The organism is Streptomyces sp. NWU339, from assembly GCF_003143855.1.
Classification (GTDB): Bacteria; Actinomycetota; Actinomycetes; order Streptomycetales; family Streptomycetaceae; genus Streptomyces.
Genome location: NZ_QFRK01000024.1, coordinates 59,519 through 72,019, shown reverse-complemented (window position 1 = coordinate 72,019; position 12,501 = coordinate 59,519). Strand labels below are relative to the sequence as shown.

Annotated in this window: 10 protein-coding genes and 1 tRNA gene; 7 read left to right on the top strand and 4 right to left on the bottom strand. The window is 71.1% G+C overall.

Annotation, left to right across the window (positions count from 1 at the left end; translation table 11 throughout):
* Positions 1–8 precede the first annotated feature (8 nt).
* Positions 9–551 (bottom strand): universal stress protein, encoded by a 543-nt coding sequence (locus DIZ27_RS25790; RefSeq protein WP_109380838.1) that lies wholly within the window; start codon positions 549–551, stop codon positions 9–11.
* Between the two features lie 900 nt (positions 552–1,451).
* On the opposite strand from DIZ27_RS25790, the gene DIZ27_RS25780 reads away from it, so the two are divergent.
* The 3 genes from DIZ27_RS25780 (at position 1,452) to DIZ27_RS25770 (ending at position 3,687) form a co-directional block, all read left to right on the top strand.
* Positions 1,452–2,735, top strand: coding sequence for a helix-turn-helix domain-containing protein (locus tag DIZ27_RS25780; protein ID WP_109380837.1), 1,284 nt, complete (start codon positions 1,452–1,454; stop codon positions 2,733–2,735).
* Between the two features lie 156 nt (positions 2,736–2,891).
* Positions 2,892–3,494, top strand: coding sequence for an oligoribonuclease (orn, locus tag DIZ27_RS25775; protein WP_109380836.1), 603 nt, complete (start codon positions 2,892–2,894; stop codon positions 3,492–3,494).
* A 120-nt stretch (positions 3,495–3,614) separates the two neighbouring features.
* Positions 3,615–3,687: transfer RNA gene (locus DIZ27_RS25770), tRNA-His, on the top strand.
* A 127-nt stretch (positions 3,688–3,814) separates the two neighbouring features.
* On the opposite strand, the gene DIZ27_RS25765 is transcribed toward DIZ27_RS25770, so the two are convergent.
* A complete protein-coding gene (locus DIZ27_RS25765; RefSeq protein WP_109380835.1) occupies positions 3,815–4,870 on the bottom strand; it encodes a LacI family DNA-binding transcriptional regulator in 1,056 nt (351 codons plus the stop codon).
* A 339-nt stretch (positions 4,871–5,209) separates the two neighbouring features.
* On the opposite strand from DIZ27_RS25765, the gene DIZ27_RS25760 reads away from it, so the two are divergent.
* The 4 genes from DIZ27_RS25760 to DIZ27_RS25745 all read left to right on the top strand — a co-directional run bounded on the left by DIZ27_RS25760 (position 5,210) and on the right by DIZ27_RS25745 (position 10,147).
* Positions 5,210–6,568 (top strand): ABC transporter substrate-binding protein, encoded by a 1,359-nt coding sequence (locus DIZ27_RS25760; protein WP_109380834.1) that lies wholly within the window; start codon positions 5,210–5,212, stop codon positions 6,566–6,568.
* A gap of 5 nt (positions 6,569–6,573) precedes the next feature.
* Complete coding sequence (locus DIZ27_RS25755) at positions 6,574–7,596, top strand: carbohydrate ABC transporter permease (protein WP_109380882.1); 1,023 nt, start codon at positions 6,574–6,576, stop codon at positions 7,594–7,596.
* Between the two features lie 12 nt (positions 7,597–7,608).
* Positions 7,609–8,520: a carbohydrate ABC transporter permease gene (locus DIZ27_RS25750; protein ID WP_109380881.1), complete on the top strand. Its 912-nt coding sequence runs from the start codon at positions 7,609–7,611 to the stop codon at positions 8,518–8,520.
* Between the two features lie 187 nt (positions 8,521–8,707).
* On the top strand, positions 8,708–10,147 hold the full coding sequence (locus DIZ27_RS25745) for a GH1 family beta-glucosidase (RefSeq protein WP_109380833.1): 1,440 nt from the start codon (positions 8,708–8,710) through the stop codon (positions 10,145–10,147).
* 125 nt (positions 10,148–10,272) lie between these two features.
* Here the strand turns inward: DIZ27_RS25745 and DIZ27_RS25740 are convergent, their stop codons facing one another.
* Both DIZ27_RS25740 and DIZ27_RS25735 read right to left on the bottom strand, forming a co-directional pair.
* The gene (locus tag DIZ27_RS25740) at positions 10,273–11,682 is read right to left on the bottom strand and encodes a HAMP domain-containing sensor histidine kinase (RefSeq protein WP_109380832.1); all 1,410 of its coding nucleotides are present in this window, start codon (positions 11,680–11,682) and stop codon (positions 10,273–10,275) included.
* Positions 11,679–12,404, bottom strand: a complete 726-nt coding sequence (locus DIZ27_RS25735) for a response regulator transcription factor (RefSeq protein WP_181383694.1) — start codon at positions 12,402–12,404, stop codon at positions 11,679–11,681. The genes DIZ27_RS25740 and DIZ27_RS25735 overlap by 4 nt, the downstream gene beginning before the upstream one ends.
* Positions 12,405–12,501 lie beyond the last annotated feature (97 nt).

The window sequence follows — 12,501 nt, the reverse complement described above, 5'->3', positions numbered from 1 at the left end:
CCCGCGCTTCAGGGGATGACCACCACGGGGCGCTGGGCCCGCTTGGCGAGCCGGCCGGCGACGGAGCCGAAGAGCCGGCCCACCAGACCGTGGGTGGAGCCGACGACGATCGCGTCGGCCTCGTACTCCCGGCCGACCTCCTCGAGTTCGTGGCAGATGTCGCCGCCGCGCTCGACCAGGATCCAGGGCACCTCGGTGAGGTGGTCCGCACAGGCCAGCTCGAGGCCGAGGACCTCGGTGCGGTGGTCCGGGACATCGACGAAGACCGGCGGCTCGCAGCCCGCCCACACCGTGGTGGGCAGCCGGTTGGCGACATGGACGATGATCAGCGCGGAGCCGAAGCGCCGGGCCATGCCGATCGCGTAGGCGAGGGCCCGCTCACTGGAGGTGGAGCCGTCGAAGCCGACGACCACACCGTGCCGGAACGCGGGATCGCACGGATGGCGCGACTTTTCCGCGCCCAGGGGGTCGGCCCCGAGCGGCTCGGCCGCCGTGGGGTCGGCGAGGGGTCGCTTACGGTCCGCGGGTTCGAAGAATTCGTGACCGGCCATGGCTGTCTCGGCGTTGTGATCCTTGTGATGGGTGACGACAGGGTGCGTCGGAGCTGTGTCCGGGAATCATCTTCCCAACCCCATACCCCCAAGGGTACGGCGGTACGCGTTATCGGCCCAGACCCCCGACCGAGCCGGCCGACGGGTTTTCCGGAGCATGCCCGAGGGAGCGCCCGTCACGCAATGGTCGCTGCGCCGTACAGGCGGTTTGCACGGGGTGGGCCGAGCCGCGAGAGTGTCCCCGTGTGACGCGCGGTGACCGGCACCCCACCCGCGCGTCGACCCCCGTGAGCCACGCCACAGGGAGCGCATCACGTCCGGCCCCCGCCCCGCCGCCGGGGCGGACCGCGCGCCGGACTCCTCCGGGGAGCCTTCGCGCCGGTAGTCCTCCCGGGGTCCGATCACCGACGTGGTCCGCCCGGCGGCGTTCAGCCGTCCGCCGGCTCCGGTCGCCCTGCTCCGGTGCGGCTCAGAGCGGGCGGCGCGGGACGGCGGGGATACACCGGTCGCATGACCGGTTTCCGCGCCCGCGGGCATATGTTTTCAGCCAACTTCCGCAACCTGTGCATCTCCTGCCGTGGCCACCCCCCAACCCTCGTTCGACCTGCACAAAAAGGGGTCGGCAGCCCCCGCGCACCCTACGGGGATTGGCCACCACGACAAGGCGCACTTCCCTGCACGGCCCACGAGTGCAACCCTTCGTGATCGAATGCTTCACGCCAAGTTGCCAAGTCGACAATGCGCCGGGACCGAACTGGCCACCCGGGCACGACGGGACACAGTAGATTCGATCTTGACTGTCTTACGGCGGGGGACTCGTGCAGGACCGAGGGGAAACGTGTTGGAGCGACAGACCCGAAAGGATCAGGGCGCCGCGACCACCGAGGGGGGCTTAGCAGTATGAGCCACGACTCCACTGCCGCGCCGGAGATCGCGGCACGGAAACTCGCCGGGCGACGCCGCAAGGAGATCGTCGCCGTGCTGCTGTTCAGCGGCGGCCCCATCTTCGAGAGTTCCATACCGCTGTCGGTGTTCGGGGTTGACCGCCAGGACGCCGGCGTACCGCGCTACCGACTGCTGGTGAGCGCCGGAGAGGGGGGCCCGCTGCGGACCACGGGGGGCCTCGAACTCACCGCGCCGCACGGCCTGGAGGCGATCGCCCGCGCGGGCACCGTCGTCGTGCCCGCCTGGCGTTCGATCACCTCGCCGCCGCCGGACGACGCGCTCGAAGCGCTGCGCCGCGCCCACGAGGAGGGCGCCCGCATCGTCGGGCTGTGCACCGGCGCCTTCGTGCTCGCGGCGGCCGGCCTGCTGGACGGCCGTCCGGCGACCACCCACTGGATGTACGCGCCGACGCTGGCGAAACGCTATCCGTCGGTGCACGTCGATCCGCGCGAACTCTTCGTGGACGACGGCGACGTGCTGACGTCGGCGGGTACGGCGGCCGGAATCGATCTGTGCCTGCACATCGTGCGCACGGACCACGGCAACGAGGCGGCGGGGGCGCTCGCCCGGCGCCTCGTCGTCCCACCGCGCCGGACGGGTGGTCAGGAGCGCTATCTCGACAGGTCTTTACCCGAGGAGATCGGCGCCGACCCGCTCGCCGAGGTCGTCGCCTGGGCGCTGGAGCACCTCCACGAACAGTTCGACGTGGAGACGCTGGCGGCACGCGCGTACATGAGCCGTCGTACGTTCGACCGCCGCTTCCGCTCGCTGACCGGCAGCGCGCCGCTGCAGTGGCTGATCACGCAGCGGGTGCTGCAGGCCCAGCGCCTGCTGGAGACGTCGGACTACTCGGTGGACGAGGTCGCGGGCCGCTGCGGCTTCCGCTCACCGGTCGCGCTGCGGGGCCACTTCCGGCGCCAGCTGGGTTCGTCCCCGGCCGCCTACCGGGCCGCGTACCGCGCGCGACGCCCCCAGGCCGAGCGGAACCAGGGCGCCGACGGCATCCCGAACACCCCGGGAGCCGTCCCGCCCGGCCCGGCGCACCAGCACGGGCACCCGGGACAGGCCGGCCCGGCGTCCGCCGCACCGCACCCGGACAACTCCGTCCCGCACCAGTCCCGGCGTGCGGCGGCCGCGAGCACCCTGGGCGGGCCGTCCCTGACGGCCTCGGCGGACCTCGGCCGCGAGGCGTACGTCCCCACGCGGGCGAGCGTGCCGGGGCAGCGCAGCGCGCCGTGAGGCGGACCTGAGACAGGAGCGCCACGGGAAGACGGGAATCAGCCGACGGGCCGGGCCGGAGACGGAAGTCTCCGGCCCGGCCCGCCTCTCTGCCCGCTTCACTCACCCGGTCCCCGACGGGTCACCTACGCTCCCGCGCGCCGTAAGGTTAGACATATGAACGATCGCATGGTGTGGATCGACTGCGAGATGACCGGCCTCTCGCTGTCCGACGACGCGCTCATCGAGGTGGCCGCCCTCGTCACCGACTCCGAGCTGAACGTGCTCGGCGACGGTGTGGACATCGTCATCCGCCCGCCGGAAGGGGCCCTGGAGACGATGCCGGAGGTGGTGCGTGAGATGCACACCGCGTCCGGGCTGCTCGCCGAGCTGGCGGACGGCACGACGCTCGAGGACGCCGAGCGGCGCGTCCTCGCGTATGTGAAGGAACACGTCAAGGAGCCCGGCAAGGCGCCCCTGTGCGGCAACTCCGTCGGCACGGACCGCGGATTCCTGCTGCGGGACATGCCGACGCTGGAGGACTACCTGCACTACCGCATCGTGGACGTGTCGAGCGTCAAGGAGCTGGCGCGCCGCTGGTACCCGAGGGCTTATTTCAACAGCCCCGAGAAGAACGGCAACCACCGCGCGCTGGCCGACATCCGCGAGTCCATCGCGGAGCTGCGCTACTACCGCGAGGCCGTCTTCGTGCCGCAGCCCGGCCCCGACTCCGACACCGCGAAGAAGATCGCCGCCAAGCACGTCCTGCCTGCTCAGTAGGCGTGTGAGGCGGTCGTCCGAAGGGCGCCGCGAAACCCTGGCGCGAGCACCCCTTCGGACCAGGTACACTTTTTCTCGGCCGGTCGGGGAAGACACCGATCTTCACCGGTACCGGCCGTGGTGGGTGTAGCTCAGCTGGTAGAGCACCTGGTTGTGGTCCAGGATGTCGCGGGTTCAAGTCCCGTCACTCACCCTGAAAGATCAAGGGCCGGCCCGTGAGAACGGGTCGGCCCTTGATCTGTTTCACAGGGCTCGGGAACAGTCGGCCTCCCGCCGGCCCGGGGCCCACCTGCCCCGGGTCCCGGGCCCCGCGACCCACGTCAGGACGAGGCCCGCTCCACCAGTTCCGTGGCCAGGACCACCTGACGTCGTTCCAGCCCGCGCGAGGCGGGCGGGCGGCGGTCGGCGATCTCGGCGAGGAGGAGGTCGATCATCCGGTGGCCCATCTCCTCTATGGGCTGGCGCACGCTGGTCAGCGGCGGGTCCATGTGGCGGGCGATGGCGGAGTCGTCGTAGCCGACCAGGGCCACGTCGTCGGGGATGCGGCGGCCCGCCTCGCGCAGCGCGTGCCGGGCACCGGCGGCGGTCACGTCGGAGGCGGCGAAGACCGCGTCCAGGTCGGGGCGGCGTTCCAGCAGGGCCGCCATCGCGTGCCGGCCGCCCTCCTCGGAGAAGTCGCCCGCCTCGATCAGCAGGTCGTCCACCTCGTGGCCCGCGTCCCGCAGGGCGTCACGGTAGCCGTCGACGCGCCGCTGGGCGCCGTACACGTCGAGGCGGCCGGTGATGTGGGCGATACGGCGCCGGCCCCGGCCGACGAGGTGCTCGACGGCCTGCCGGGCGCCGTCGTAGTTGTCCGAGTCGACCGAGGTCAGGGTCTCCGCGGCCGACCGGGGGCCGCTGATCACGGCCGGGATCTCCAGCCGGGCGAGCATGTCGGGCAGCGGGTCGTCGGCGTGCACGGAGACCAGCAGCACACCGTCCACGCGATGCGCGGCCAGATAGTCGGCGAGCCGCTGCCGCTCCCGGTCGCTGCCCGCGAAGATCAGCAGCAGCTGCATCTCGGTGTCGGAGAGCGCCGCCCCCACACCGCGCAGCATGTCCGAGAAGTACGGTTCAGCGAAGAACCGGGTCTCCGGTTCGGGCACGACCAGTGCGATCGCGTCGGTGCGGTTGGCGGCCAGCGCGCGAGCGGCCGTGTTCGGGACGTAACCGAGCTCGGCGACGGCGGCCTCCACGGCGGCCCGGGTGGCGTCGCTCACCCGGGGTGACCCGTTGATCACCCGGGAGACCGTGCCCCGGCCGACACCGGCGCGCGCCGCCACCTCTTCGAGGGTGGGCCGACCGCCGCTGCGGCCCCGCGCTCCGTGGCTTGCCATCTGCGCCCCGCCTTCCGTCCTGTGCCATGCCGGCCTGCTGGCCTGGAATCTAACAGCCCCGCCGACAGCGGCGACCGCCGTCCGGACCTCGGAACATCCCCGGTGAGGCCCGGGCGGCCGGCTAACGGCCCGATAACTGAAGGCAGTTCTCCGCGTCCGGTCCCTTGACACCCCCGCCCGAACCCGCAACCCTTCAACACATCACTTGTGGGAGCGCTCCCACAGTACCTGACACATACACAACCCGCACGTTCCCCGCCCGAGCCGCAGCACGCAACAGACGGGCCCAACAAAGCCGTTGGCCGGGGGGTCGGCACGTCAGGGCAACAGGAGGACGCAATGCGAGCACGTACCCTCCCCCTCTCTCGGCAGCGCACGGGCGGGGGGAAGCCCTTCACCCGCAAGGCGCTGGCCGTCGCGGCCGTGGTGTCGCTGGGCACCGGGCTGCTGGCCGGCTGTGCCGACGACGGCGGAGACGGTGACTCCGATTCCTCGTCGGGCGGCAAGGGCAAGACCACGATCACGCTGGGCCTGTTCGGCACCTTCGGCTTCAAGGAGGCCGGCCTCTACGCCGAGTACGAGAAGCTGAACCCGGACATCAAGATCGCCGAGAACGTCGTCGAGCGCAACGAGAACTACTACCCGGCGCTGCTCAACCACCTCACCACCAACAGCGGTCTGCAGGACGTCCAGGCCGTCGAAGTCGGCAACATCGCCGAGATCGTGGAGACCCAGGCCGGCAAGCTCGAGGACCTCTCCAAGGCCGAGGGCGTGAACAAGAGCGACTGGCTCGGGTGGAAGTGGGAGCAGGCCACCACCAAGGACGGCCAGACCATCGGCCTGGGCACCGACATCGGCCCGATGGCGATCTGCTACCGCAAGGACCTGTTCGAGAAGGCGGGCCTGCCGACCGACCGCGAAGAGGTCGGCAAGCTGTGGGCCGGCGACTGGGCCAAGCTGATCGAGGCCGGTGAGGACTACCAGAAGAAGGCGCCCAAGGGCACCACCTTCTTCGACTCCCCCGGCGGTCTGATGAGCGCCATCCTCAGCAGTGAGGAGAAGCGGTTCTACGACTCCTCCGGCGAGGTCGTCTACAAGACCAACCCCGCCGTCAAGAAGGCCTTCGACATGACCGCGAAGGCCGCCGAGGACGGGCTGGTCGGCGCCCAGACGCAGTTCCAGCCCTCGTGGGACCAGACGATCGCCAACAACAAGTTCGCCGCGATGTCCTGCCCGCCCTGGATGCTCGGCTACATCAAGGGCAAGTCCCAGCCGGACGCCGCGGGCAAGTGGGACGTGGCCCTGTCCCCCAAGGCCGGCAACTGGGGCGGCTCCTTCCTGACCGTGCCCAAGAGCGCCAAGAACGTCGAGGAGGCCAAGAAGCTCGTCGCCTGGCTGACCGCGCCCGAGCAGCAGGCGAAGCTGTTCGATGTGCAGGGCAGCTTCCCGAGCGCCCAGACCATCTTCGACAGCCCCGAAGTGACCGGTGCGGTCAACGACATGACCGGCGACGCCCCGATCGGTGAGATCTTCGCCGAGGCCGCCAAGCGGATCCCGGTCCAGGTCATCGGCCCGAAGGACCAGATCATCTCGCAGGGCCTGGCCGACAACGGCGTCATCCTGGTGACCAAGGGCAAGTCGCCGGAGGAAGCCTGGGAGACGGCCGTCAAGACCATCGACAACAACCTGGACAAGTGACCTGGATGTCCACCCGCCACGACACCGCCGCGTCCCCCGTCAAGGGGGGCGCGGCCCCGGGCCGCCGGCCCGGGGGCACCGCGTCCGAGAGCGCCGAGGACAAGGAGGAGCGGCGGCGGCGGAAGCTGTCCCGCCGCTGGCAGCGCGACATGCGCTGGAGCCCGTACGCCTTCGTCGCGCCGTTCTTCCTGCTGTTCCTCGCCTTCGGCCTGTTCCCGCTGGTCTACACCGGCTGGGCCTCGCTGCACCAGGTGGAACTGACCGCCCCGACCGACATGAACTGGGTCGGGCTGAAGAACTACACCCGGATCTTCGACGACGACTTCTTCTGGAACGCGGCGAAGAACACGCTGACCATCGGCATCATCTCGACCGTCCCGCAGTTGCTGATGGCGATGGGCATCGCCCACATCCTCAACTACAAGCTGCGCGCCTCGACCTTCTACCGGGTCGCGATGCTCGCCCCGTACGCCACCTCGATCGCCGCCGCCTCCCTGGTGTTCGTGCTGCTCTTCGGGCGTGACTACGGGATGATCAACTGGGCGCTGGACTTCGTCGGGATCGACCCGATCGCCTGGCAGGACGACAAGTGGCCCGGGCAGTTCGCCGTCTCGACGATCATCATCTGGCGCTGGACCGGTTACAACGCGCTGATCTACCTGGCCGCGATGCAGGCGATCCCACAGGACCTGTACGAGTCGGCGGCGCTGGACGGCGCCAGCCGCTGGCAGCAGTTCCTGCACGTGACGCTGCCGTCGCTGCGCCCGACGATCCTGTTCACGGTGGTCGTCTCCACGATCGGCGCCAGCCAGGTCTTCGGCGAGCCGCTGCTGTTCGACCCCAACAAGGGCGCGTCCGGCGGCGCGGAGCACCAGTTCCAGACGCTCGGTCTGTACCTGTACGAACAGGGCTGGATCAACCAGCACCTGGGCCGTGCCTCGGCGATCGCCTGGGTGATGTTCCTGATCCTGATCGTCATCGGCATCGTCAACTACGTCATCTCGCGCCGGCTGCGCGCCAGTAGCTAAGGAGTTGTGGCCGTGACGACGACTGTGACGCCCCCGCCCCCCGAGACCACGCCCGCCAAGGAGCAGAGGCGCTCCCGCCTGCCGAAGTCCGCGCGGGCCGGCGGCACCCTGCACGGCGGCCCGATCGCGTACGCGATCCTGATCGTGTTCACGATCGTCTCGTTGTTCCCGCTGGTGTGGACCGCGATCGCCGCCTCCCGGGACACCCAGCGCCTCGCGCAGACCCCGCCGCCGTTCTGGTTCGGCTCGAACCTGTTCAAGAACCTGGAGATCGCCTGGACCGAAGCCAACCTCGGTGAGGCGTTCCTCAACACCACGATCGTGGCGGGCATTTCGGCGGTGACCGTCGTCATCCTGTCGACGATCGCCGGATTCGCCTTCGCCAAGCTGCGCTTCCGGGGCCGGGGCGCGCTGATGCTGCTCGTGATCGGCACCATGATGGTCCCGCCGCAACTGAGCATCATCCCGCTGTACATGATGGTCGCCAAACTGGACTGGACCGACCAGCTGCAGGCCGTGATCTTCCCGTCGCTGGTGAGCGCGTTCGGCGTGTTCTTCATGCGGCAGTACCTGCTCCAGGCGCTGCCGGACGAGGTCATCGAGGCCGCACGGGTCGACGGCGCGAGCAGCTGGCGCGTGGTGTGGCACGTGGTGTTCCCGGCGGCGCGGCCGGCGATGGCCGTGCTCGGCATGCTGATGTTCGTGCAGACCTGGAACGACTTCCTGTGGCCGTTCCTCGTTCTGACCCAGTCCGGCAACCCGACCGTGCAGGTCGCGGTCGCGGGCCTCGGCCGCGGATTCACCCCCGACCAGTCCCTGATCATGGCGGGTGCCCTGCTGGGCACACTGCCGCTGCTGCTGGTCTTCGCCGTCTTCGGCAAGCAGATCGTGGGCGGCATCATGCAGGGCGCGGTCAAGGGCTGACCCCGTCTGCCGATGTCTCCCACCAGGGGGCCGGGTCACCGACGCCTCGGCCCCTGCTCGTCCCCGCGCCGTCCCCTCCCGCCCTTCCCCCTTCCCCTCCTTCTCTCCCTTTTCCTCTTCTTCCCCCTCTTCTCACCTCTGATCCTGACTCGCAGGTCCCACCACGACCGCCTATGGGAGCGCTTCCATGACTGACTCCACCACGCCGGTGACCCCGGCGGCCTTCCCCCCCGCCTTCCTCTGGGGCGCCGCGACCTCCGCCTACCAGATCGAGGGCGCGGTGCGGGAGGACGGTCGTACGCCGTCCATCTGGGACACCTTCAGCCACACGCCGGGCAAGACCGCCGGCGGCGACACCGGTGACATCGCTGTCGACCACTACCACCGCTACCGCGACGACGTGGCGTTGATGGCGGAACTGGGCCTGGGTGCCTACCGCTTCTCCATCTCCTGGCCCCGGGTGCAGCCGACCGGCCGCGGCCCGGCCGTACAGCGCGGCCTGGACTTCTACCGCCGGCTGGTCGACGAGCTGTTGGCCCACGGCATCAAACCGGCCGTCACCCTCTACCACTGGGACCTGCCGCAGGAGCTGGAGGACGCGGGCGGCTGGCCGGAGCGCGACACCGCGTACCGCTTCGCCGAGTACGCGCAGATCGTCGGTGAGGCGCTCGGCGACCGGGTGGAGCAGTGGATCACGCTCAACGAGCCCTGGTGCAGCGCGTTCCTGGGCTACGCCTCCGGCGTGCACGCGCCGGGCCGCACCGATCCGGCGGCCTCGCTGCGGGCCGCCCACCACCTGAACCTGGCCCACGGACTGGGCGCCAAGGCGCTGCGGTCCGTGATGCCGGCCCGCAACTCGATCGCGATCAGCCTCAACTCCGCTGTGGTCCGGCCCCTTTCCCCCGGCGACCCGGCGGACCTGGCAGCGGCGCGCAAGATCGACGATCTGGCCAACGGCATCTTCCACGGCCCGATCCTGAAGGGCGCCTACCCCGAGTCGCTGCTGACGGCGACCTCGTCGCTGACGGACTGGTCGTGCATCCAGGACGGCGACCTGGACCTGATCCACCAGCCGCTGGACGCACTGGGCCTCAACTACTACACACCCACCCTGGTGTCGGCGGCGGGCCCGGACGCGGAGGGATCGCGGGCCGACGGTCACGGAGCGAGCGACCACTCGCCGTGGCCGGCCGCGGACGACGTGGCCTTCCACCAGGCGCCCGGGGAGCGCACCGAGATGGGCTGGCCCGTCGACCCGACCGGGCTGCACGAGCTGATCATGCGGTACACCCGCGAGGCGCCCGGCCTGCCGCTCCACGTCACCGAGAACGGCGCCGCCTACGACGACAAGCCCGGCGCCGACGGCACGGTGCACGACCCGGAGCGGATCGCCTACCTGCACGGCCATCTCGCCGCGGTCCGCCGGGCCATCACCGACGGCGCGGACGTGCGCGGCTACTACCTGTGGTCCCTGCTGGACAACTTCGAGTGGGCGTACGGCTACGAGAAGCGCTTCGGCGCGGTCTACGTCGACTACGCGTCCCAGGAGCGGACCCCGAAGGCCAGCGCCCTCTGGTACAGCCGGGCGGCCAAGTCGGGTGCTCTGCCGGGGCCGGAGGCCGTCTGACCCTCCCGAGAACGGGGGCCGGGAGAGCGGGGGAACTGGGGGAAGCGGGGCGCGGCGCTCTGGGGGGGAGGGCCGCGCCCCGTCGGCCGGTGCGTCCCGTGGATCAAGGGTGGATCAGGAGTGGATCAAGACCTGAAGGTCGGTATCAACCGGCCGGGACGGCGGCGGCGCACGGCCCCCCGGTGGCCGCGCCCCCGTCCGTACTGCCCCCGGGGAGCCCCCTCCCGTCCGTCGAGCTGGATCCAGACGCGCACCTCGGTCCCGCCGAGCACCGACGAGCCGATCCGTACGTCCCCGCCGGTGGCCTCCGCGAGCCGGCGCACGATGTCCAGGCCGAGACCGGTGGAGCCGTCGCTGCCGGAGCCCCGGCCGCGGGCCATCGCCGTCTCCGGGTCGGGTATGCCGGGGCCCGCGTCGGAGACGAGCACGATCACCGCGTCCTCGCCGTTGTGCAGGTCGACGGCGAAGGCGGTGCCCTCGGCGGTGTGCCGGAACACATTGCCGAGCAGGGCGTCGAGGGCGGCGGCCAGGTCGGCGCGGGCCACGGGGATGCGGACCGGGGCGTCCGCTCCGGCCACCCGCCATTTACGGCCCTCGTCCTCGGCGAGCGCCGACCAGAACGCCATCCGTTCCCGGACCACTTCGGCCGCGTCGCAGCCGGCGCCGGGGCCGGCTGCGGCCGTCTGCGGTTTGGCGTCCCGCGCGGTGCGGATGATGGTGTCGACCTCGCGCTCCAGCTGCTCGACCGCCGCGCGGGTCTGCTCGGCGGCCGGTCCGTCGCCGAGGGAGGCGGCGTTCAGCCGCAGCACGGTCAGCGGGGTGCGCAGCCGGTGGGACAGGTCGGCGGCCAGTTCCCTTTCGTTGGCGAGGAGTTGGACGACCTGGTCGGCCATGGAGTTGAACGCCACGGCCGCCAGCCGCAGTTCGGTCGGCCCCTTCTCGGGCACCCGTGCGCCCAGCTTGCCCTCCCCCAGTTCGTGCGCCCCCTCGACCAGTCGCCGAGCGGGCCGCACCATCCGCACGCCCAGCCGGTCGGCGACCGCGACCGAGCCGAGGATGAGGGCGACTCCGACCCCCGCGAGCACCGCCCAGGCCGTGCCCACCCCGTTGGTGACCTCGGCCTCGGGGACGAACACCTCGACCACGGCGATCTCGCCGCTGCTGAGCGCGACCGGCTGGAGCAGCGTCGAGCCGCCGGACACCTTGGAGGTGGAGGCCCGCCCCAGTTTCCGTACCGCCTCGATGTCCTCGGCGGTGGCGCGGCGGCGCCCGATGTCGAGGGGCTCGGCATCGGCGCCGACGGGTATGTGCACGGCCATCGCGGCGTCGGACCCGGCGGAGGCGACGACGCGTTCGAGCTGGTCGCGGTCGGTGGTGATGGACAGCGCGGGAGCGACCGCCGCGGCTTCCCGTTCGGCGTTGGAGAAGGCGCGGTCGCGGGCCATCTCGCGGATGACGAGGCCGAGCGGCACCGCGAAGGCGACCACGACCATCGCGGTCACCGCCACCGACACCTTCACCAGGGCCCATCTCATCGCGGTGACTCCGCCTCCGCCGCGGACAGTCCCGCGGCCAGGGGTTCCAGTTTCACGCCGACGCCCCGCAGGGTGTGCAGATAGCGCGGCCGGGCGGCGGTCTCGCCCAACTTCCGCCGCAGCCAGGACAGATGGACGTCTATGGTCTGGTCGTCGCCGTAGGACTGCTGCCACACCTCGGCGAGGAGTTCCCTGCGGGGGACGACGACTCCGGGCCGCCCGGCCAGGAAGGCGAGCAGGTCGAACTCCCGCCGGGTGAGGTCCAGTCGGGCACCGTCCAGCTCGGCCTGGCGACGCAGCGGGTCGACGGTCAGCCCGCCGACCCGGAGCACCGGGGACGGCTCCGGCTCTCCCGCGCGGGAACGGGCCCGGCGCAGCACGGCCGCCATCCGGGCCGACAGGTGCTCCACCGAGAAGGGCTTGGTCAGGTAGTCGTCCGCGCCGGCGTTCAACAGCCGTACGATCTCCGCCTCGTCGTCCCGCGCGGTGGCGATGATCACCGGCACGTCCGTGATTCCGCGCAGCATCTTCAGCGCCTCGGAGCCGTCGAGATCGGGCAGTCCGAGGTCCAGGACGACGACGTCGAAACGGAAATGGGCGACCTCGCGCAGCGCCTCCAGCGCCGTCCCGACGCTGCGCACCAGGTGTGCGGCGTCGGTCAGTTGCCGGATGAGCGCCGAGCGTACGAAGGGGTCGTCCTCGACTACGAGAACACGTGCCATGGGCGGCACCGTACGCCATGCCGGGCGGCTCGGTGCGGGCCTGTGGACAACTCCGGACACCACCGCGGGCGCGACACGTGTGGGGCGGGTGGGGCAG

Coding starts and splice junctions, on each gene's coding strand:
- DIZ27_RS25745 (WP_109380833.1), top strand. CDS start 8,708: ATGACTGACTCCACCACGCCGGTGACCCCGGCGGCCTTCCCCCCCGCC.
- DIZ27_RS25790 (WP_109380838.1), bottom strand. CDS start 551: ATGGCCGGTCACGAATTCTTCGAACCCGCGGACCGTAAGCGACCCCTC.
- DIZ27_RS25740 (WP_109380832.1), bottom strand. CDS start 11,682: ATGAGATGGGCCCTGGTGAAGGTGTCGGTGGCGGTGACCGCGATGGTC.
- orn (WP_109380836.1), top strand. CDS start 2,892: ATGAACGATCGCATGGTGTGGATCGACTGCGAGATGACCGGCCTCTCG.
- DIZ27_RS25765 (WP_109380835.1), bottom strand. CDS start 4,870: ATGGCAAGCCACGGAGCGCGGGGCCGCAGCGGCGGTCGGCCCACCCTC.
- DIZ27_RS25735 (WP_181383694.1), bottom strand. CDS start 12,404: ATGGCACGTGTTCTCGTAGTCGAGGACGACCCCTTCGTACGCTCGGCG.
- DIZ27_RS25755 (WP_109380882.1), top strand. CDS start 6,574: ATGTCCACCCGCCACGACACCGCCGCGTCCCCCGTCAAGGGGGGCGCG.
- DIZ27_RS25780 (WP_109380837.1), top strand. CDS start 1,452: ATGAGCCACGACTCCACTGCCGCGCCGGAGATCGCGGCACGGAAACTC.
- DIZ27_RS25760 (WP_109380834.1), top strand. CDS start 5,210: ATGCGAGCACGTACCCTCCCCCTCTCTCGGCAGCGCACGGGCGGGGGG.